This is a genomic window from Lysobacter tyrosinilyticus, from assembly GCF_054779815.1.
Genome location: NZ_BAAGXN010000003.1, coordinates 118,348 through 138,684, shown reverse-complemented (window position 1 = coordinate 138,684; position 20,337 = coordinate 118,348). Strand labels below are relative to the sequence as shown.

Annotated in this window: 16 protein-coding genes; 13 read left to right on the top strand and 3 right to left on the bottom strand. The window is 62.7% G+C overall.

Annotated features, from left to right (window positions below):
• Window positions 1-40: 40 nt before the first annotated feature.
• Window positions 41-994: a thioredoxin-disulfide reductase gene (gene trxB / locus ACYVGK_RS07460; protein ID WP_460732734.1), complete on the bottom strand. Its 954-nt coding sequence runs from the start codon at window positions 992-994 to the stop codon at window positions 41-43.
• Between the two features lie 419 nt (window positions 995-1,413).
• Between trxB and ACYVGK_RS07455 the strand changes: the two genes are divergently transcribed.
• From ACYVGK_RS07455 to ACYVGK_RS07425, 7 genes are all read left to right on the top strand, one after another.
• Window positions 1,414-3,768: a DNA translocase FtsK gene (locus ACYVGK_RS07455; RefSeq protein WP_460732733.1), complete on the top strand. Its 2,355-nt coding sequence runs from the start codon at window positions 1,414-1,416 to the stop codon at window positions 3,766-3,768.
• A gap of 132 nt (window positions 3,769-3,900) precedes the next feature.
• A complete protein-coding gene (gene lolA, locus ACYVGK_RS07450) occupies window positions 3,901-4,536 on the top strand; it encodes an outer membrane lipoprotein chaperone LolA (protein WP_460732732.1) in 636 nt (211 codons plus the stop codon).
• Between the two features lie 272 nt (window positions 4,537-4,808).
• Window positions 4,809-6,086, top strand: a complete 1,278-nt coding sequence (locus tag ACYVGK_RS07445; RefSeq protein WP_460733435.1) for a replication-associated recombination protein A — start codon at window positions 4,809-4,811, stop codon at window positions 6,084-6,086.
• 59 nt (window positions 6,087-6,145) lie between these two features.
• Entirely contained in the window at window positions 6,146-6,535 is a 390-nt protein-coding gene (crcB, locus tag ACYVGK_RS07440) for a fluoride efflux transporter CrcB (RefSeq protein WP_460732731.1), read from the top strand.
• Entirely contained in the window at window positions 6,535-6,864 is a 330-nt protein-coding gene (locus ACYVGK_RS07435) for a DUF190 domain-containing protein (RefSeq protein WP_460732730.1), read from the top strand. Before crcB ends, ACYVGK_RS07435 begins: the two co-directional genes overlap by 1 nt.
• A 189-nt stretch (window positions 6,865-7,053) precedes the next feature.
• Complete coding sequence (locus tag ACYVGK_RS07430) at window positions 7,054-11,619, top strand: CHASE domain-containing hybrid sensor histidine kinase/response regulator (protein WP_460732729.1); 4,566 nt, start codon at window positions 7,054-7,056, stop codon at window positions 11,617-11,619.
• Window positions 11,594-12,559, top strand: coding sequence for a diguanylate cyclase domain-containing protein (locus tag ACYVGK_RS07425; RefSeq protein WP_460732728.1), 966 nt, complete (start codon window positions 11,594-11,596; stop codon window positions 12,557-12,559). Before ACYVGK_RS07430 ends, ACYVGK_RS07425 begins: the two co-directional genes overlap by 26 nt.
• Window positions 12,560-12,621: 62 nt before the next feature.
• Here the strand turns inward: ACYVGK_RS07425 and ACYVGK_RS07420 are convergent, their stop codons facing one another.
• A complete protein-coding gene (locus ACYVGK_RS07420) occupies window positions 12,622-13,023 on the bottom strand; it encodes a response regulator (RefSeq protein WP_460732727.1) in 402 nt (133 codons plus the stop codon).
• Between the two features lie 472 nt (window positions 13,024-13,495).
• On the opposite strand from ACYVGK_RS07420, the gene ACYVGK_RS07415 reads away from it, so the two are divergent.
• The 6 genes from ACYVGK_RS07415 (at window position 13,496) to ACYVGK_RS07390 (ending at window position 18,415) form a co-directional block, all read left to right on the top strand.
• Window positions 13,496-14,119, top strand: a complete 624-nt coding sequence (locus ACYVGK_RS07415; RefSeq protein WP_460732726.1) for a hypothetical protein — start codon at window positions 13,496-13,498, stop codon at window positions 14,117-14,119.
• Window positions 14,120-14,173: 54 nt separating this feature from the next.
• The gene (locus tag ACYVGK_RS07410) at window positions 14,174-14,809 is read left to right on the top strand and encodes a hypothetical protein (protein WP_460732725.1); all 636 of its coding nucleotides are present in this window, start codon (window positions 14,174-14,176) and stop codon (window positions 14,807-14,809) included.
• Window positions 14,806-15,264, top strand: a complete 459-nt coding sequence (locus ACYVGK_RS07405) for a hypothetical protein (protein ID WP_460732724.1) — start codon at window positions 14,806-14,808, stop codon at window positions 15,262-15,264. Before ACYVGK_RS07410 ends, ACYVGK_RS07405 begins: the two co-directional genes overlap by 4 nt.
• Window positions 15,264-16,058 carry a hypothetical protein gene (locus ACYVGK_RS07400; RefSeq protein WP_460732723.1) on the top strand — a complete coding sequence of 265 codons (795 nt, stop codon included), beginning with the start codon at window positions 15,264-15,266 and terminating at the stop codon, window positions 16,056-16,058. The genes ACYVGK_RS07405 and ACYVGK_RS07400 overlap by 1 nt, the downstream gene beginning before the upstream one ends.
• A gap of 35 nt (window positions 16,059-16,093) precedes the next feature.
• On the top strand, window positions 16,094-18,022 hold the full coding sequence (locus ACYVGK_RS07395; protein ID WP_460732722.1) for a carboxypeptidase-like regulatory domain-containing protein: 1,929 nt from the start codon (window positions 16,094-16,096) through the stop codon (window positions 18,020-18,022).
• Window positions 18,023-18,112: 90 nt separating this feature from the next.
• Window positions 18,113-18,415: a hypothetical protein gene (locus ACYVGK_RS07390; protein WP_460732721.1), complete on the top strand. Its 303-nt coding sequence runs from the start codon at window positions 18,113-18,115 to the stop codon at window positions 18,413-18,415.
• Between the two features lie 381 nt (window positions 18,416-18,796).
• Here ACYVGK_RS07390 and ACYVGK_RS07385 read toward each other — a convergent pair whose 3' ends face one another.
• A complete protein-coding gene (locus ACYVGK_RS07385) occupies window positions 18,797-20,095 on the bottom strand; it encodes a YncE family protein (protein WP_460732720.1) in 1,299 nt (432 codons plus the stop codon).
• Window positions 20,096-20,337 lie beyond the last annotated feature (242 nt).

Genomic DNA, 20,337 nt, shown 5'->3' with positions numbered 1-20,337 from the left:
GATACCAGCCTCGACCGAACAGACAGCCAGTTGCGCGGCATCAGCCTTCCTTGTCCAGGAACTTCTCGGCATCCAGTGCCGCCATGCAGCCGAAGCCGGCCGAAGTGATCGCCTGTCGGTAGACCTGGTCGGCGACGTCGCCCGCGGCAAACACACCCGGGACATTGGTGGCAGTGGCTTCGCCGCTCAGTCCAGTGCGGATGGTGATGTAGCCATTCTTCATGTCCAGCTGGCCTTCGAACAGCGTCGTATTCGGCGTGTGCCCGATGGCGACGAACAGGCCATGGATGGCGATGTCGCGCGAGGAACCATCCTGCACCGACTTCACGCGAATGCCGGTAACTCCGGCATCGTTGCCAAGCACTTCGTCAACGACGTGGTGCCATACCGGCTCGATCTTGCCTGCCTGGATCTTGGCCTGCAGCTTGTCCTGCATGATCTTCTCGGCGCGCAAGGTGTCGCGGCGATGCACGAGGTAGACCTTGCGGGCGATGTTCGACAGGTACAGGGCTTCCTCGACCGCGGTATTGCCACCGCCGATCACGGCGACGTCCTGTTCCTTGTAGAAGAAGCCGTCGCAGGTGGCGCAGGCGGACACGCCACGGCCCTTGAACAGCTCTTCCGAAGGCAGGCCCAGGTACTTCGCCGTCGCGCCGGTGGCAATGATCAGTGCATCGCAGGTGTATTCCCCACTATCGCCAACCAGCTTGAACGGGCGGCGCGAAAGATCAGCGGTGTGGATGTGATCGAAGACGACTTCGGTATCGAAGCGTTCCGCATGCGCCTGCATGCGCGCCATCAGGTCCGGCCCCATCAGCCCGTGCGCATCGCCCGGCCAGTTGTCGACTTCGGTGGTGGTCATCAGCTGGCCACCCATCTGCAAGCCGGTGATCATCACGGGCTTGAGGTTTGCACGCGCGGCATAGACCGCAGCCGTCCAGCCTGCAGGGCCGGAACCGAGGATGATCAGACTGGAGTGCTTCGAAGGGGTCATGTTTATGGTCGCGTGCTTTTGCGCGCACCCTGCGGTGCGGATGGTGTCTGGGAGTCGCCGCTTGCGGCGTTGATCCGGATCGGATCCGGGGATGCATAGAGTGGCGATGGCGTCCGGGCATTACAAGGCAAGCCAGATGGGCCGCAGTGTTGCGGTGTCTGCAGCCATGCGATTGACGTCAGTCGGGCATTGCGGTGTGCGCGACGACTACTGGTTCAATCCGAACCCAACGAATCGAGAGCTCGGCGAGGGGAAGCCAAGTTCAATAGTGGAGAACAGGGCGTTCGATGCCCGGGTTCCGGGTTCCCGGCTATGCTCCTCCCGGGGCACGGTCGTTTTCGCGGGTTTCGGGTTCCCTGGGGCCGCTTTTTCCCGTATCTTCAACAACTAACAGAACCTAGCTCAGGCAGATCCTCACAGTGGCGCAAGCCCCGGCAGCAACCCGCAAGAAGGTGAAGGCGGAAAAGGCACCGCCGTCGCCCCGCCGACAGCGGCTGATGCGCGATATCGCGCTGATCCTGATCGCGCCTTTGCTGCTGTATCTGATGGCGAGTCTTTTTACGTTCTCGCCGACCGATCCGGGCTGGTCGCATTCGGGTAGCGTCACCGCGCCCCTGCATAACGTCGGCGGTCGCGTCGGCGCCTGGATTGCCGACATCCTGCTGTATCTCACCGGTTACGTCGCTTTCCTGTTGCCGATTATGCTTGGCCTGATCGCCTGGATCGCCTTGTTCGGCATGGATGCGGACGGCGATGGCGACGCCGACCTCGGTCCGGCATTGCGGCTGATCGGCATTGTCGGCTTCCTGGTTTCGACCACTGGCCTGTTGTATCTGCGTGTCGGCGCTGCACCGGATTTCTCGGCGGGAGCCGGCGGCATCCTTGGCCGTTTGGTGGGTAATTCGCTGTACAAGGGTTTCGGCCCGATGGGCAGCAATCTGTTCGTGATCGCGCTGCTGCTCATTTCGGTGACGCTGGCCACGGGACTGTCCTGGCTGACCGTAATGGACAAGGTGGGTCAATGGACACTCGCGCTTCCGCCGCTGCTCAGCAAGCTGTTTCGTCGCGGCAGCCAGCAGGCGACCGAATGGCAGCAGACCCGCGCTTTCCGCGAGGAGCGTGAGGAAGCCCGCAAGGTCGACACCCAACTGCGCGCCAAGCGCGAGCCGGTCAAGATCGAACCGCCGCCGGCGCCCGTCGTCGAGAAGAGCGAACGCGCCAAGCGCGAGACGCAGATCCCGCTGTTCCATACCAGCGACGGCACCGGCATTCCGCCATTGGCGCTGCTGGACGATCCCAAGCCGCAGCCCAAGGGCTACAGCGAAGAAACGCTGGAAACCCTCTCGCGCCAGATCGAATTCAAGCTCAAGGACTTCCGTATCGATGCACAGGTGGTCGGCGCCTATCCGGGCCCGGTGATCACCCGTTTCGAACTCGAGCCCGCGCCCGGCGTCAAAGTCAGCCAGATCAGTTCGCTCGACAAGGACATCGCCCGCGGCCTGTCGGTGAAGTCGGTGCGTGTGGTCGACGTGATCCCCGGCAAGTCGGTGGTCGGCCTGGAAACGCCTAACACCACGCGCGAGATGATTTTCCTCTCCGAGCTGCTGCGCTCGAAGGAATACGACAAGTCCACCAGCCCGCTCACGCTGGCGCTGGGCAAGGACATCGCCGGCCGCCCGACCGTCGCCGACCTCGCGCGCATGCCGCACCTGCTGGTCGCTGGCACCACCGGCTCGGGCAAGTCCGTCGCGGTCAACGCGATGGTGCTGTCGCTGCTGTACAAGGCGTCCGCCAAGGACCTGCGGATGCTGATGATCGACCCGAAGATGCTGGAACTCAGCGTCTACCAGGGCATCCCGCACCTGCTGGCGCCGGTCGTCACCGACATGAAGGAAGCCGCCAACGGCCTGCGCTGGTGCGTGGCCGAGATGGAGCGGCGCTACAAGCTGATGTCGGCCGTGGGCGTACGCAACCTGGCCGGCTTCAACAAGAAAGTGAAAGACGCGATCGATGCGGGCCAGCCGATGATGGACCCGCTGTTCAAGCCGAATGCCGAACTCGGCGAGGCGCCTCGACCGTTGGAAACCTTGCCCTTCATTGTCATCTTCATCGACGAATTCGCCGACATGATGATGATCGTCGGCAAGAAGGTCGAAGAACTCATCGCGCGTCTGGCGCAGAAGGCGCGTGCGGCGGGCATCCATCTGATTCTGGCCACCCAGCGTCCATCGGTGGACGTGATCACGGGCCTGATCAAGGCAAACATCCCGACGCGCATCGCGTTCCAGGTGTCGAGCAAGATCGACTCGCGCACCATCCTCGACCAATCCGGTGCGGAAACGCTGCTCGGCCACGGCGACATGCTCTATTTGCCGCCGGGCACTGCGCTGCCCGAGCGCGTGCATGGCGCCTTCGTCAGTGACGAGGAAGTCCACCGCGTCGTCGAGCACCTCAAGCAGATCGGTGGCGGCCCGGATTACATCGAAGGCGTGCTGGACGAAGTCCAGACGCTCGGCGAAGGCGTGGTGGTCGGCGCGACGGGCCTGCCCGAAAGCGGTGGCGGGGCGGGGGACGAATCCGATCCGCTCTACGACGAAGCAGTCCGCATCGTCACCGAGACTCGCCGCGCTTCGATTTCGGGTGTGCAGCGACGCCTGAAAATCGGCTACAACCGCGCCGCCCGTTTGATCGAGGCAATGGAAGCGGCAGGCGTGGTGACACCGCCCGAACACAATGGCGACCGCAGCGTGCTGGCGCCTCCTCCGCCCAAGTAATCGGAAGTGACGGTTCACGGCGCCCGCCAAGCTGAATCGAAAGCGAAGTAGCAAAGCCCAGGGGCTCGCCGCCTCCCAACGGATTCAGTCAACTATCGGCAGACTTGCCGCAAGCGTTTTTCGGAGTTCCTCATGATTCGCAGCTTCAAGCTCGTATTGGCCTCGGCAGTGGCGGCCTCCCTTTTCGCGGGTACCGCTGCTGCCGGTGCGCGCGATGACCTCAATGCCTTTACCAAGGGCTTGAAGGGACTGGATGGCCAGTTTGCCCAACAGGTGTTCGATGCCAAGGGCAAGCTCAAGGAAAGCTCGAGCGGCAAGGTAGCGCTGTCGGCGCCGCGGCTGTTCCGTTGGGAGTACGTGAAGCCGTATCCGCAGTTGATCGTCGCCGACGGGAAGACTGTCTGGGTCTACGACCCTGACCTGCAGCAGGTGACCAAGCGTCCGCAGGGGGTCGAGGAACAGAACAGTCCGCTGGCGGCATTGATCGATCCGGGCAAGCTCGACGCCCAGTTCGTGGTGAAGGAAGACGGCACGGCCAACGGACTCGACTGGCTCGTGCTGACGCCAAAGGGCAATGCGGCGGATGCTAATTTCCGTTCGGCCCGCCTGGGCCTCACCAAGTCAGGGCTTGTGAAGATGCAGGTCGTCGACGCGCTAGGTCAGCGTACCGAGATCGACTTCAATGGCTGGAAGCGCAATCCCGCATTCCCCGCCAATACATTCCGTTACACGCCACCGAAGGGCGTGGACGTGATCGGAGGCGGTTGATTCGCTGCCAAAAACAATCGGGGCCGAGAGGCCCCGATTTTTTTGCCAGTCCGGATATCGGTCGTGGGCGTGGATGACAGGGCCTTCATGCGTCCACGGGACCAGAACAGAGACAACCCTGCCATCGCCTGTGCACTGGCATTCCCACGGCTTTGGTAAGGTGCACGATCCATCAACGGAACAGTTTCAAAGTGAAGCATCGGAAGAGCGGAGACGGCACCCAAAGCTTGCCGGTGGCGGCCGGGGACGGGTTGCGTCCGCTCGCCGAACGCATGCGTCCGCGCTCGCTTGATGAGATGGTGGGCCAGCGACGTCTGCTTGCGCCGAACTCCGCCCTGCGCAAGGGCATCGAATCGGGGCACATCCATTCAATGGTGCTGTGGGGCCCGCCGGGATGTGGCAAGACCACACTCGCATTACTGCTGGCCCAGTACGCTAACGCCGAATTCCAGGCGATTTCCGCCGTGCTTTCCGGCTTGCCGCAGGTTCGCGAGGTATTGGCCGAAGCCGCGCAACGCTTTGCCGACGGCCGACGCACCGTGCTTTTCGTCGACGAGGTCCATCGATTCAACAAGGTGCAGCAGGATGCCTTCCTGCCGCATATCGAGCGCGGCACCATCATTTTCGTCGGTGCGACCACCGAGAACCCCTCGTTCGAACTGAATTCCGCGTTGCTCTCGCGTTGCCGCGTGCACGTAATGGAAGCGGTCTCGGCCGAGGACATCGCACTCGCGCTCCAGCGTGCACTGACCGATGAGGAACGGGGCCTGGGGGCACGTCATCTGCATATCAGCGATGAGCTCGTATTGCTGATAGCACAGGCGGCCGATGGCGACGTGCGTCGTGGCCTGACCTTTCTGGAAATCGCCGCCGACCTCGCCGACGAAAGCGGATCAATTACCGAAAGAACTCTGGAGCAGGTGCTGGCCGATCGCACCCGACGCTTCGACAAGGGCGGCGAGCAGTTCTATGACCAGATCTCGGCCTTGCACAAATGCGTTCGCAGCTCGAATCCGGATGCTGCGCTTTACTGGCTGGCGCGCATGTTCGACGGCGGTGCGGATCCGAGCTACCTGGCGCGACGGCTGACCCGCATGGCGGTCGAAGACATTGGCCTGGCGGATCCCCGGGCCTTGCAGATGGCCATCGATGCTTGGGAAACCTACGATCGGCTTGGATCACCGGAAGGCGAGCTCGCGCTCGCGCAGCTGACGATCTACCTGGCTGCGACGGCCAAGTCCAACGCCGCCTACACGGCATTCAACACGGCGCGCGAAGACGTTAGCGAGTACGGGACGCAACCGGTACCACTGCACATCCGCAATGCGCCGACCCGGCTGATGAAACAGCTGGGCTACGGCAAGGGCTACAAGTACGACCACGATGCCGAAGGTGGCATCGCTCTGGACCAGACCGGGTTCCCGGATGCAATGGGCGAGCGCGTCTATTACGAGCCGGTAGCGCGCGGCCTGGAGATCAAGCTCAAGGAAAAACTCGATGCACTGCGTGCGGCACGCGCTCGCGCACGCGGGGAAAGGGAAGGGGAGTAGTTCTGCTCCGCAATTAGGTGGCAGACCATGCTTCCTGTGCCCATGGCATCATTCTGGCGATGAATCCCTGGCCCTTCATAGCGATAGGTGGTGGCGCGGCGCTTGGTGCCTGGGCGCGCTGGGGTCTAGGGTTGTGGCTCAACCCGTTGTTTCCCGCCGTGCCGCTAGGAACACTCGCCGCGAACATCGGCGGGGGATATCTGATCGGCCTGTTCTTGGCCTGGTTCACCATCAACCCGGGCGTGACCCCGGAAATACGCCTGCTTCTGGTAACCGGCTTCCTCGGCGCCCTGACGACGTTTTCTACCTTTTCCGCCGAAGCGGTAAATCTGTTGCAGCGCCAGCAGTATGGTTGGGCCGTGCTGCATATCGTTCTGCACCTGGTCGGCTCCCTATTGGCGACGGTGCTGGGCATGTGGACGCTGCGGCTGCTGAAAGGAGCAAGCTGATGCAGAGCGGCGTCTACCTGAAATTCTTCGTCCTCGAATCGCAGAGGATCCACGAGAAACTCGCGTACGACTGGCTGCTCGATCAGGCCAGGGATCTCGGCCTGCACGGCGGTTCGGTCTTCCGTGCGATTGCCGGGTACGGCCGCCACGGAATCCGCCACGAATCGCATTTCTTCGAACTGTCAGGAGAACTGCCCCTGGAAGTCGCCTTTGTGGCCAGCCGCGAGGATGCCCAGCGCCTTGTCGATCGGGTGCGCGCTGAAGGCCTTTCATTGCTCTACCTTCTACTTCCGGTCGAATACGGCAGCACCGGCCCGACCGTCGGGTGACCGGCTAGGCCGGGCACGACAAGGTCGTGCTGCGTTGCGTCTTGAGACCTCGGAAGGGCGCCCATCATCACAGGCGGCGGTCACAGGGCGAAAACGGCCAGACCGCGAACAGGCTGAGGCTGAGGATGGCCGTGGGTTGTCCGCATTTGCAATAGGAATGGCGTTTGCTCCTGTAGCGACGCGGCATCATTGCAAGGAGGCCCCATTCGCGAGACAGGAGGCTCTGCTCGGATCGCTCTGCTGGTTCTGTTACTGGGACTGGCAGCAGCTGCCGTCTTCGCAAAACGCCAGCAAGACCAGAACGCAGAGCGACTGGGGCAGGAATCCGGTCAGATTGCGGGGCAGGCGATTGGGGAGTTCCAGCGCCGCTTCCACGACTACGAAGATGGCTTGCGGGTCGCCCGCGATGCGCTGACCGGCTCCGATGGGGTTGCCATCAGCCGCGAGCGCTTTCGCCAATACACACAAGATCTTGCCCCGGAGTTTCCGGGTGTTCGCGGGCTTGGATACATTGCCCGGGTGCCCCGCCAACAGGAAGCCGCGTTCGTAGCGCAGGCTCGAGCCCAAGGGCTTACCGATTTTTCACTGCGACAGCTTGCCGGCACCAAGGGCGAGCGGTTCGTCGTTGAATATGCGGAGCCTGCCGCCTCGAATGAAGATGTCCTTGGTCTGGACATCGCCTCACATGCCAACGGCCGCGAGGCAGCACAGGCTGCCTTGCAACGTGGCGAGCCGACTCTTTCAGGGCCCATCGATATCGCGCGTGGTGGAGCCCAAGCGCAGCAACTGGTAGTGCTCCTGTTGCCCGCTTATGACGGCTCCCAGCAGCCTGACTCATCTGCGACGGCTCTGCGTACCGGACAGGGCTGGTTTTACGCATTGCCCTCCATGGATCGGATGTTGGGCGAACTCATGCGTGCACACCGCGATTACGGAGGCACGCTGTCCGACATCACTGATCCTGCACATCCGGTGCGGATGGCTTCCATCGCCGTCCGTGAGCGCGGGGGCTCATATTCGTATGAAGGCGGCTCGGACGAAGTAACGATGTATGGACGTCGGTGGCGGCTGGAAATCGTTCCTGGCCCAGGTGCTGTCGCCGCCAACGGGCTGTTGCAGCCGCTACATGTCGCCCTGGCGATTGCCGCCGCCGGTTTGCTCTTGTCGATATTGGCCTATGTCTTCCCCAACAATCGCGAACACAAACGCTATGCCTTCGCGCAGCACGCGCGCATGGCCGCACTCGTCGAAAGCTCGCACGACGCGATCGTCGGCGCGGCATTGGACGGGCGGGTAACCGAGTGGAATCGCGCCGCAACCCAGATGTTCGGCTATTCCGCCGCGGAGGCGATGGGACGCAGCCTGGTCGAATTGATGGTGCCGTTCGAGCGCTTGAAGGAAGATCACGAAATCCTGCAACGCGTGGCGCGCGGCGAGGAAATCTCGGCCCGGGAAACGATCCGCCGTCACCGTGATGGCTCCATGCTGTACGTGGAAATCACCGCATCACCCATTCGCAGCCGGCGGGGCAAGGTGGTCGGCGCCGGCTTCACGTTGCGCGACATTGCTGAACGCAAGGAAGCGCAGGCGGAGATCTTGCAGCAGAACGTGTCGCTCGAGCAGGAGGTCGAAGAGCGGACCGCCGAAATCCAGACGTACACGGCCTTGCAACAAGCGATCCTCGCCAATGCGGGCTACGCGATCATCGCCGCCAATCCCCAGGGAATCATCACGCTGTTCAACCCGGCGGCTCAAGCCATGCTGGGATACACGTCGTCGGATGTAGTGGGCAAGGCGAGCCCGGAGATCTTCCACGATCAGATCGAACTCGCCGAACGCGCTCACGTACTGCAAACCCAGCTGGGCCGCCGCATCGAAACGGGTTTCGACGTCCTGACGGCGAAGGCGCATGCCGAGCCGGATATCCATGAATGGACCTTTGTCACGCGCAGCGGTAGTCGGATTCCCGTGCTTCTAACTGTGAGCGCACTACGAAGGATTGACGGAGAACTATTGGGCTTCCTTGGCATTGCAGCGGACTTGCGCGAACGCAAGCGACGCGAGGCGGCGCTGGAAACCAATGAGCGCAAGCTTCGCAGCCTGTTCGAACTGTCGCCGCTCGGCATCGTGCTTACGGACGACAATGGGCATTTCGTCGAATTCAACGAAGCGTTCCGCACGCTGACCGAATATTCGGACGAGGAACTCAGGAAGCTGGACAACCGGGCGCTCATTCCACCGGAGTACGCAGCACAGGAGGCCGAACTCATGCGCCAGGTGCGGCGCAGCGGACGTTACGGGCCTCGTGAAATGCACTACCTGCGCAAGGACGCCACCCGGGTTCCAATTCGCATGAACGGCGTTGCCCTGCGCATCAACGACCATCCACATGTCTGGTCGCTCGTCGAGGACATCACATTGCAGCGCGCCGCCGAGGCGGTAATGGTGGACGCAGTCGCGGCCGCGGAAGCCGCCAGCAAGGCGAAGAGCGAATTCCTGGCAAACATGAGCCACGAAATTCGCACCCCTATGAACGCCATCCTCGGCATGCTGCAACTGCTGCAGAAGACAGGGCTTGATGCGCGGCAGCACGACTACACCAGCAAGACCGAGACGGCCGCCAAAGCGCTGCTTGAGATCCTCAACGACATACTCGACTTCTCCAAGATCGAGGCAGGACGCCAGACACTCGAGGCACACGAGTTCGAGCTTGAACGCGTGCTGCGCGATATCTCGGTAATCCTTGGCGCGAATATCGGCGACAAGGACATCGAGCTGGTCTTCGACATGGACAAGCGCGTGCCACCGTGGGTGATCGGCGATTCGCTGCGCCTGCAGCAAGTCCTGATCAACCTCGTCGGGAATGCAATCAAATTCACCGAATTCGGTGAAGTCGTTCTGACTGTGAAACTGCTGAATCTGTCGCTGGAGCATGCGTCGCTGCAATTTGAAGTGCGCGATACCGGCATAGGTATCGACAAGGACAAACTGGCGACCATCTTCGACGGCTTTTCCCAGGCTGAGGCTTCCACCACGCGACGTTTCGGTGGTACCGGACTGGGTCTGGCTATCAGTCAGCGTCTCGTGCGCCTGATGGGCGGCGAACTTCAGGTAGTGAGTGAACGCGGCATCGGTAGCCGCTTTTTCTTCACCATCACGTTGGACACTCCAAAAACCGCGACTGCGGTGTCGTCGGCGCCTGCTCAGTTGCGCGACCTTCGAGCGCTCGTGGTCGATGACAATGACTGCGCACGCTCGGCAATCGCTTCGATGATTGCTTCCATCGGTTGGCATGCAGAGGAGGCGGCCAGCGGCGAGGTCGCACTGGAGCTTGTGAAGCAGGCCGATGCCACCGGCCAACCCTACCAGGTGATATTCATCGATTGGCGTATGCCAGGGATCGATGGCTGGGAAACGGGCCGCCGAATCCGACAGATGCATGGCGAAAAGGAAGGGGACGCGCCGCTAATCGTGATGGTGACTGCGCATGGTCGCGAGCTGCTGGCCGAGCGGCAGACACACGACCACAAAATGCTGGACGGCTTCCTGGTCAAGCCTGTAACAGTGGCGATGCTGGTCGATGCCGTGGCCGACGCACGTGCCGGACAGCTTCCCAAAGAACCGGCTTCGTCATTGCCACCAATGGGCGAGGAGCGTCTTGTCGGCATGCATATCCTTGCGGTCGACGACAACCCAACAAACCAGCAATTGATTGGAGAGCTGCTTCGAAGCGAAGGAGCAAAAGTCATGGTGGTCGGTGGTGGCGCGCAAGCTCTGCGTGTGCTGACCGAAACCACCCGGCCGTTTGACGTCGTTCTCATGGACATCCAGATGCCCGACATGGATGGCTATACGGCGACGAGAAAGATCCGCGGTGGCCTTGGGCTGGACAAACTGCCGATCATTGCGATGACTGCGAATGTGCTGCCTTCGGACCGTGAAGCCTGCCTTGCGGCAGGCATGAACGATCACATCGGAAAGCCGTTCGACCTCGATGTGCTGATCCGGCGTCTGTGGCATTGGACCGGGCGCGTGGCGCCGGCAGCGCAACCGATACAAGCTGTACCGGCGCCGCGGCAGCAGCCGCAACAGGAATTGCAACCGCAACCGCTGCCGCAGGAAGTAGACGAACCCGCCGTGCTGGATTGGGAGGCCGCGCTCAGTCGGTTTGGTGGAAAGCGTTGGGCCTATGCGGAAACCCTGCGCGCGTTTCCGGATGCCATCCACGATCAGCTGCGGCAACTCGAGGATTCGCTGCAGCAACATCTGCGCGATGCCGCTGTGCGGCAGCTGCATACGATCAAGGGGATCGCGGGGATGGTGGGGACCGATCGCCTGGCCAGGCTGGCCAAATCGCTCGAAACCACCGTGGCCAAGACACAAGGCGAATGGGAAGGGGTGTTGGACCTGCCGGGTTTGACGCGGAGCGTCGACGAGGCCATCGCCGCCTCGCGAGAGTTGTTCACTACCTTCTTCATTGAGGGTGCTTCAGTTGGACCGCAATCCGAGCCGGTTTCGCGCACCGCACTCGAGGAGCTGCAGATCTTGCTCGATGCCTCCAACATGCGTGCACTGGATCATTTCCATGCGCTGGAAACGGCGCTCAGCGCGCATCACAGCGACGAGCACCGCCAGATGCAAGGCGCGTTGGCCCGCCTGGACTTTGCCGCGGCCGCAAGCGTTTGCCAATTACTGCTAGGTGGACAGCCCTCAAACGGAGCGAAAGGTCATGACGACCGCGGCAGAACAGGATGACGTGGATGTCCGGCAAGGGGAGGGCAGTCAGGGACGAGCGCGGCTGCTGATCGTTGACGACCATCCGATCAATATCCGTGCTCTGCATGAAGTATTCGCGTCCCAGCACGACGTCTTCATGGCCCTGACCGGCGAACAGGCCTTGGCCTTCTGTCGGAAGACGCCTCCAGACCTGGTGCTGCTCGACGTCCTCATGCCGGAAATGGATGGACTGCAGGTTTGTCGTGCACTCAAAGAGGCTCCGGAGACCGCAGGCATACCGGTGATCTTCGTGACGGGACTAGATGACCCCGAAGCAGAAGCCGCGTGCTGGGACGCCGGTTGCGTCGACTTCATCACCAAGCCCATCAATGCAAGAACGGTGGGCAACCGTGTGCGCGCGCATCTGACGCTGAAGCGTCAGGCCGATCTGTTGCGCCGCGCCACCTGGATAGACGGCCTCACGGGCGTCGCCAACCGTCGCCAATTCGATGAACAACTGCATCGCGATTCGCAACATTGCCGACGTTCTGGCGGCTGGCTTTCAGTCGCCCTGGTCGATATCGATTTGTTCAAGTCCTACAACGACACCTATGGCCATTTGGCCGGTGACGACTGTCTTCGTCAGATAGCCGCTGCGATACAGAGAAGCCTTCTTCGTCCGATGGACCTCGTGGCGCGAACCGACGGCGAGGAGTTCACCTGCCTCTTGCCGGAGATCGCCCTCGATGGCGCGCGAACCATCGCCGAGCGCATCGAGAGCGCCGTGCGCGACCTGCACATTCCTCACGCCGCGAACGAGGCGAGGAGTGTCACGGTGAGCATCGGCATCGCAAGCACGATCGTCGGCGCGACTGAAACACCGGAGGCGCTGCTGCAGAGGGTCGAGCAGGCTTTACGGCGCGCAAAAGGCAGTGGGCGTGGCCGCGTGTGCAGCGATGTCGAGGGCGCGAAGCCCTGACTCGATGAACTTCGCAAATGATTGTGCGAAGTGAGGTGTTGCGGAACGATGGACCCGAATTCCTAGGGCTCGGTAAGACCCAGCACCTGATCGAGCAGCGCGTACACCTGATCAATCCGGTACGGCTTGTGTACCAGCGGGACGTCCTTGAATGCCGGGACGATCTGGTACGCCTCGGCACCGGAAGCGAAGAAGAACGGAATCCCCTTGGCCCGTAGACGTTCCGCGACTGGGTAGACATTGGCTTCGGCCAGCGTGATGTCGAGGATGGCCGCCGCGATGGGTTGCTCGACGACGTCCAGCGCCTGGCGAAGGTTCTGTGCGTGTACGACCAGCAGTCCGCGATCCAGCAGCAGGACACGCAGCATCGTGGCCTGCAGGATTTCGTCCTCGACCAGCAGAACACGCGGAAGTGGATCTCGACCCGTGGGATTCGAAGATGTACCCGAAGTATCCGTAGCCATCCTGGCGCCTCCTTGGATGTGGGATTTTCGATTGTGGTGTGCGGTACCGGTAGTCGCTTCAACCGCCAACAAGTCGCCCCGCATTCGAGGCTGGACCAACAATCCCCGTCAGTTGCCGCAGCCCGCCGGGCCCGCCCTCTGCCCGCGTTAGCTGCCAACAACCCACCTGATCTAACGGGAGTGGCGGCCGGGGACGGCCGCGCTCCTGGAAGAACTGTGGCCGACCCACCGACACGGGGGCGTCAACGCCGCTCGTCGGCCAAGGACGACCGTTCGACGACGAAATTGGTCAAATAGTGCCCATAATTCAACGAGCAGGAGCGGGCTGTCGCCGGATCTTGCAACGCCCGGGCGCTTCACGTCCTGACCGGGACAAAAAGTCATACCGCTTGGCACGTTTTGTGCGTCCCTCGGCGCGCGCGAAGGATCGCCGCGCTACCTGACCGTCCTCAACCCTCGGAATCCCATCGTTATGCGTATTCGCTCCACGACCCTCGCGGCCGCGCTGCTGGCTGCTGTCCCGTTCCTGGCTCACGCCGAATCCAACTTCACCACGGGCGCAGGCACGCCAATCACGGCCAATGCCCGTCTCGACTTCCAGATCACCGCCCCGAAGATCCTGTATCTCCGCGTGGGCAGCGGTACCGATTACGCCGCCAATGCGACGGTGAACCAGATCGCGTTCAACGTGCCGGCCGGCAATGTCGGCGACGGCTCGCCGGTGGCGGCCACGGCCGGTTCGGGCGACCTGGGCAACGGCGCGGTGACCGCTCGTGTGATCGGCAACAACGGCAACATCACTTTCACCTCGACCACGTCGGGAGCGCTGAGCAACGGCGCCGCTGGCGACAGCATCAGCTACGGCCAGATCGCCACCACGGTGACCGCACTGACCTCGGCCGTTCCGCTGCCCCATCCGGCCCTGGCCGATGGCGCCACCACCACGCTCACGCTGACCCCGGCTTCCGGCAAGGTCATCACCCGCGATGCGCGTTGGACCTACAGCTACCTCAACACCAACGTGGTGGCCCCGGGTACTTACGGTGGCGTGAACACCAACAACAGCCGCGTGACCTACACCGCGTCCATGCCGTAACTGCACGCTTGGTGTCGCAGGGCGCGCGCGCCCTGCGACACTGGGGAGGCTTCCATGACGCCGAACGGTCGCAGCCGGCTTTGGCTGCTATTGCTCCTTTTGGCCCTGTGCGCTGCTCAGAGCGCGCAGGCCTTTGTAGTCACCATCTCGCCGGGCACCCGCGCGGTCTATCTGCGCGTGGGCAACGGCGTCTTTACCGGCAACTACAGCTCCGGCGGCATTCCCGGTTCGGGCGGTGCGATCAACAAAGTCTCGGTCACGTTGATCGGTGCGACGCTCGGCAACGGCGTCGACCAGGCGATGACCACCGACGCCACCAGCGGCGTCAGCAACTGGGATGGCTACAGCTTCTGCAACGTGCCGGCCGAGATCTATGTCGGCGGTTTCTACCGACTGCCGGGCACGACGGGGACGGCGACACTCACGGCTACCGCGCCCTCCAATCTGAGCAGTGGAGGCGGGGACACCATTCCCTTCAGCCAGATCAGCTGGACCGCGAGCGGCAACGGTGACGGCACCGCGGCGCAACCGATCGCGTCGGGCACCTTCACTGGGGGTACCCAGACCTTGGCCAGTTTTCCGGTCAACACCTGGCGCGAGAGCTGCCACAGCTTTCGCTACAGCAACGATTCCGTTGTCGCCGCCGGTACGTACACCGGCCGCGTCGTCTATACCTTGAGCGCGCCATGAATCGAGTCTGGTTGATCCTCGCTCTGACATTCGCGAGCCTCACATCGCAGGCCGCAACCTATCCCGTGGATGACAGCGCCAGCCAGGTGCTGGGCAACACGCTGCAGATGAAATGGGATGAGGTCGCGCCGCGCCGTGGGCAGCATCCGACGGTCTCCGGTGCGATCACCGTGCAAGTGCGTCTGCAAGTGGCGCCTTGGCAGGGACGCAACGGCCGCATCTATATGACCTTGCCACCGCAACCGACGGGGCCGGTGACCGCTGCCTGGACTACGCAGGGACGTCTGCTGCCCGGAACGTTGCGCGCGGGCGAACGCACGCTGGTCTACGCCGGGGTGATGCCCGGCGGCATGTTGGAAGACACGCTGCGTCTGGTGATCCGCGCCGACGGCGAACGCCTCGTGCGTGTGGAACAGCTGCATTTTGCTTTTGAAATCGATGTGGAGTCGCCTTGATGTCCCGCGTATTGCCGTTTCTGTTGGTCGGGTTGGTGCTGTTTGGAGCGCCTGCGGTGCATGCACAAGGATTCTCAGCACTGGTCTCGCCACCGCGTTTTGAGGATCGTGCCGCGCCCGGCACGACCTATCGCAACGTGGTCGAAATCACCAACGTCTCGTCCACTCCGGCTCACCTGATGGTGAAAACCGCCGACTGGATCCTCGACAACAAGGGCGCGGCGATCTTCAGTGACACGCTCGCCCCGAACAGTTGCCGCCCGTGGGTCGGGATCGAAGCCGCCGACTTCACCATCGCGCCCAACGGCAAGCGTCGCTACCGCTTCGAAGTCGCGGTACCAGCCTCTGCGCCACGCGGTCAGTGCCGGTTTGCGCTGATGCTCGAAGGCGAGCCGCAGGTCATTCCCGGTACCCCGACGCCGCCGGTTGCCGGGCGGATCGGGGTAATCGTTTATCTGACCATCGGCGAGGCGGCCGCAGAGCTGCGGCTGGCTGGCACGACGATCGATACCGTCGAAGGCGTGCGCGTCCCTGTACTGAAGATCCGCAACGATGGCGACGCGCACGGGCGCCTGGCGGGCTTCATCGATGGTGTCGATGCCCGCGGGCGCAAGTTCGTGCTGACGCCATCGGGATTGCCCGTATTGCCCGGCGAAACCCGCGCGATTGCGCTGACGCCACAGGGCGATGATCCGGACACGCCCGCGCCGACGATCACCTTTCCGCTGCGGCTGAAGGGCCGACTGGAGTGGGGTGAGCGACGCCTCGACATCGACACCGCCGTGGCTCAATGAGATGGCGGGGAAGGGCGGCGCGCTCTGCGCTCGCCGTGGCGATTGCTGCACAACTGGCTCCGCTGGCGCATGCCGCAGAGCCAGCGGCGCTGGCTGCGCCATACCAGGACCGCATCATTGCGCCGGCCGCGCTGGCACTGCTGCCGGCCGACGAGGCTGATGCGGTCGAAGACACCAGCGGACTGCCGCGCTCGCTGCACCTGGAATGGCAGGCTGCGCGCCGCGAACACGGCGACGAAGCGTTCGACGAGGCCGGTCTGTCCGCGTCCGCGTATTGGGAAACCGAGACCCTGGGAAATTTCTCGTTCGACGCAACGGCATTCCATCGCAGTCGCGACCCGTTTACCGGGCGCGCAGGGTGGGGCGGGGCAGCAACACTGTGGCAACGCAATTTGTTCGTCGACGCCGGCTGGCACATCGACAACGGCCTGGGCGTGCTCAACACACCAGCCCTCGACTTGCAGCGCAACCAGTACCGTTTCTTCCTGCCGACCGTGCCGATGGCCGGCGCGAGCACGCAATGGATGCAGGACAAGCAGGGCGCTGCGTTCTACGCCGCGATCGGGCGCGCCGGTCTGTATGGCGGCAGCCACCTGGTCGGTTTTGATGCCGGTGATGGCGCGGTCGCGGCGTTCGGCAGCCAGTGGCAATGGGCACCGGGCTGGACGGGCGAAGCGTCGTACCTGGGAACGCACGGACGGATCGTGCCTGACGGCCGTGGCAACGCAGCCATTGTCGACGGCAACACGCGCGGCGTGCATCTGGCGACGCGCTGGGACGGTACGCGCGATGCGGTCCAACTCAATCTCGTCGGCAGCGATACCGAAACCGCCGATGCCCAGGGTCTGTGGATCGACGCCAGTGCCCGGCGTGGGCGGTACCGGCACCACTACGGCGTGTTTTCGCTGGACCCGGATCTGGCCTGGGGCGCATTGCCGATCAATAACGATTTGAGCGGTGGCTATTACCGCGTCGCCTATCAGTTTGCCCGCTGGCAGTGGAACGCCGGCTTCGACGAGATCCGCTCGATCACTGGCAACAGCTTCGACGGCGAGTTCGGTACCGGCTTCGTGCGCTACCAAGCGACTACTACGCTGGGCCTGGGCGGCAGCGCCAGCGCCCGCACCGGTCCCGATCTCAGCTATGCGTTGCAGTTGTTCGCCGACAAGAACACCGCGGCGGGGCAAACCCGATGGCAGTACGACCGTAGCAGCGGCAACGGCGGCGACAGTTGGTTTCTGAGTCTCGATCAAGCGTTTGCGCTCCAGGAGGGCCAACGCCTCTCCGCCACCGTGGGCTACGGCCAACTCGCGCAGGCGGACCAGAAGGCCACGGCCACGCTGACGGCCGCGCTCTACGGTGGGATCGATCTCACCGACACGTTGTCGCTCAACGGCAATACGCGCTGGACCCACAGCCACGGGCCCGGTGCCGTGCGTGGGACCGATATCGATGTCAGTCTGGACTGGCGCATCGCGCCACGCTGGTCATTAGCCGCGGCCTACTACCAGAGCAGCGGCACCCAACGCTCGCCATTCGTACTGGATCCGCTCGCCTCGGACGGCTACGTCGCGTTGCCCCGTGATCGTTCGGTATTTGTCAGCCTGCGCTTCGACCAGCACGCCGGTCGCGGGTTGGCGGTGCTGGGCGGTGCACCAGATGCCGCAGTGGGCAGCATTGCCGGCAACGTCTTCCTCGACGACAACAACGATGGCGTGCGCGGCGCCAGTGAACTGCCGGCGAGCAATCTCACGGTCGTGCTCGACGACCGCTATTCGGTGCAAACCGACAACCAGGGCCGTTTCGCGTTTCCGCGTGTCGCCGTTGGTGTGCATCGGGTGACCGTGCTGCCGGACAATCTGCCGCTGCCTTGGTCCCTGGATGAGCGCGCGGCGCATCCGACCTTCGAAGTGCACGTGCGGCAAACCACCCAGCTACCGATCCCTGCGCTGCGCCCGCGCTGAGACGTTCACTGGCCGTCAGGCCAATCCCGCTGCGTTACTTGTTAGGACTGCGCGCCGCAGCAGAACGGCGCGTCCGACAGGGATCCGTCTATGGGACTGCTCGGGTTTATCGGGGTTGTCGGGCTATTTCTGGTGGCCGGCACGGTGAAGGCCGAATCAACGGTCGCCAAGCGAACGACGCCCGTGGCGACGGCGCATCTCGACTTCCAGGTCACCATCCCGCGCGCCCTGACGTTTCCGACCGCTCAGGCTTGCCTTGCGGAGCTTGAGCAGGAACCGACTGCACCACCAGCTGCTGCGTCATCGCACGATCGTCATCCGTATCGAACAGCGCGGTCGCCACAACCGGAGCGCGAAGGCTCGGTGCGACTCTGCACAGCCGCTTTGCCGTAGATGGTGAAGCGGCACGTGCGTCGAAGCGGCAGAGCGCTTGGCGCGGTCTCAGCTCTTCACCTTCAGTGCATGGTCACGCTCAGCGCGACAATCGTGCAGATCGCACCCGAAAGCAGATTGACGCCGACGAACGCCAGCCGGAATGGGCGCACAGCGCAACCACCGGAGCGAATGCCGCCGCCGATCAACCAAGCCAGGTCGGGCGTCAGCGCAGCGTGGAGGCGACAAGCGAGCGAATCGCCTGATCGGCGAATGGTGCGCCCACAGTTTCAAAAACACTGGGCTTGCAAACTTCGTCCGGGGATCTCGAAACGACCATGGCGCCATCAGCGCGCTCATGCAAGAACGACTACAGCTCGAAGTAGTCGGACTCTCGGGCAGTCAACCTCTTCCTTCGGCCACGGAAGGGCAGACTTCTGAAAAGTCGGAGTTCCAGGATGCTATTGAGGTGGCGGGTATGGTCATAAATCCCTCGGGATCGACCACCTCGTGGTGGATCAGGGGGAATTGATCGGGTCGCCGGCGCAACTCGGCAAGGCGCTGCCTTTCTACAGCGATCACGTTCTGAACCGCCCAATCCTGGCTTACCTCGACCTTGCGACGTCGCTTGGTCGCTGGTTCGAACAGCCAGATGCAGCTGCGATGAATGTCGATCGCCGCATATAACCCGCCTTGCAGATGCAAGACGTTCTGCAGCCATTCGCCCATGCCGGCACGAGACTCCGTCGGTTCGCACCCGTCTATTGTCAGAACGCATCTAACTGCCAGCTCCCCGTCGAAAAAGATCACCCGACCGCGGCGCGTGTCCGTGACCAGATAGTCTCCCTGCCACCCAGGTTCGAAGCCATGTGGGTTCAGCAGGTCCGTCATGACTTCCTGCGGCTTGCCGCTGTCACGCTCCACGATCACTGCTCGGCCTTGATGGAACAGCGTGATCAGTATGGTCCCGTCATCGTCTCCATAGCAGGCGTTGTTGAGGTGGGACGCCGTCAAGTAGGTGGGCAACCCAAAGCCGTTCCAGCGGCTTGGGTCGGCGATGACAATCTCATTGTGCGATGTAGCGTCGGTACCCGACGCACCGTGTGTCAATCGTATGCCGGCAGGCGACGTGTTATAGCCATGGCCCCAGGCGTTCCAGGCCCATGTCAGTTCGCGATCGGCCAGGTCGAACTCCAGAACCGTGTCGAAACCTGTCGACACCGCAAGAAGGCGCTTTCCGTTTGCGGAAAAGTGCACCGAATGCAGCTGGGCGAACCATGGGTTGCGGTAGACATGAGCAAGACTGGATTCACAGTCATAAACGCGAACTTCGTCTCCTGCAGCAACTGCGAAGCGTTTGCCCATTAGGTCCAAACCAAATGGCTCTTTCAGATCCATTTGTTGCACAACGCCATTGTCTAGCGCGTGGCGTACGAGGAGCCCATCGCGATAGGGGCGCAGTGTGCGTCCGCCCAATGCCTTCATGTCGCGGCCATCGCGGAGCCGGTCACGCATGATGTGATTCAGTGCGCGCTGCTTCTGATGTTTGACCGTAAAGACCAGGTCCAGATGCTGACCAAGCCAGTCATCCTGCTCGTAGTCGGAGAGATGCTCATAGGAGGCACCAGGGATGACACCAAGAAGGGCCGAGAATTTGCGGCTACAACGCTGCTGCATTGCCTGCGTAATGCGAGTGAGCATATGGGCTCCGGTTTGGACTGCATTGCATCCTTGCCGCAGCCGAGAGAGCACAAGGTGCCATCGCCGTTGCGACTGCCGAGCTATACCTCGCTTGTACAGGCAGCTCCCCAGAGCCATGTTCCTCGAGCGAGGTTGCAACTTGACGTCGAGAATCGTTGAGGGAAACGGGAACTCATCCCGTGACCGGTCACAGCGTATGCAGACCTGCGGTCAGAGGGCAAGCGTGGAGTTGCTGCTTGAGG

Bases quoted from the DNA above. Each gene is read 5' to 3' on its own strand.
- ACYVGK_RS07415 (WP_460732726.1), top strand. From the start codon at position 13,496: ATGCGTATTCGCTCCACGACCCTCGCGGCCGCGCTGCTGGCTGCTGTC.
- ACYVGK_RS07400 (WP_460732723.1), top strand. From the start codon at position 15,264: ATGTCCCGCGTATTGCCGTTTCTGTTGGTCGGGTTGGTGCTGTTTGGA.
- ACYVGK_RS07435 (WP_460732730.1), top strand. From the start codon at position 6,535: ATGCAGAGCGGCGTCTACCTGAAATTCTTCGTCCTCGAATCGCAGAGG.
- ACYVGK_RS07405 (WP_460732724.1), top strand. From the start codon at position 14,806: ATGAATCGAGTCTGGTTGATCCTCGCTCTGACATTCGCGAGCCTCACA.
- trxB (WP_460732734.1), bottom strand. From the start codon at position 994: ATGACCCCTTCGAAGCACTCCAGTCTGATCATCCTCGGTTCCGGCCCT.
- ACYVGK_RS07390 (WP_460732721.1), top strand. From the start codon at position 18,113: ATGGGACTGCTCGGGTTTATCGGGGTTGTCGGGCTATTTCTGGTGGCC.
- ACYVGK_RS07445 (WP_460733435.1), top strand. From the start codon at position 4,809: ATGCGTCCGCGCTCGCTTGATGAGATGGTGGGCCAGCGACGTCTGCTT.
- lolA (WP_460732732.1), top strand. From the start codon at position 3,901: ATGATTCGCAGCTTCAAGCTCGTATTGGCCTCGGCAGTGGCGGCCTCC.
- ACYVGK_RS07385 (WP_460732720.1), bottom strand. From the start codon at position 20,095: ATGCTCACTCGCATTACGCAGGCAATGCAGCAGCGTTGTAGCCGCAAA.
- ACYVGK_RS07425 (WP_460732728.1), top strand. From the start codon at position 11,594: ATGACGACCGCGGCAGAACAGGATGACGTGGATGTCCGGCAAGGGGAG.
- ACYVGK_RS07410 (WP_460732725.1), top strand. From the start codon at position 14,174: ATGACGCCGAACGGTCGCAGCCGGCTTTGGCTGCTATTGCTCCTTTTG.
- crcB (WP_460732731.1), top strand. From the start codon at position 6,146: ATGAATCCCTGGCCCTTCATAGCGATAGGTGGTGGCGCGGCGCTTGGT.
- ACYVGK_RS07420 (WP_460732727.1), bottom strand. From the start codon at position 13,023: ATGGCTACGGATACTTCGGGTACATCTTCGAATCCCACGGGTCGAGAT.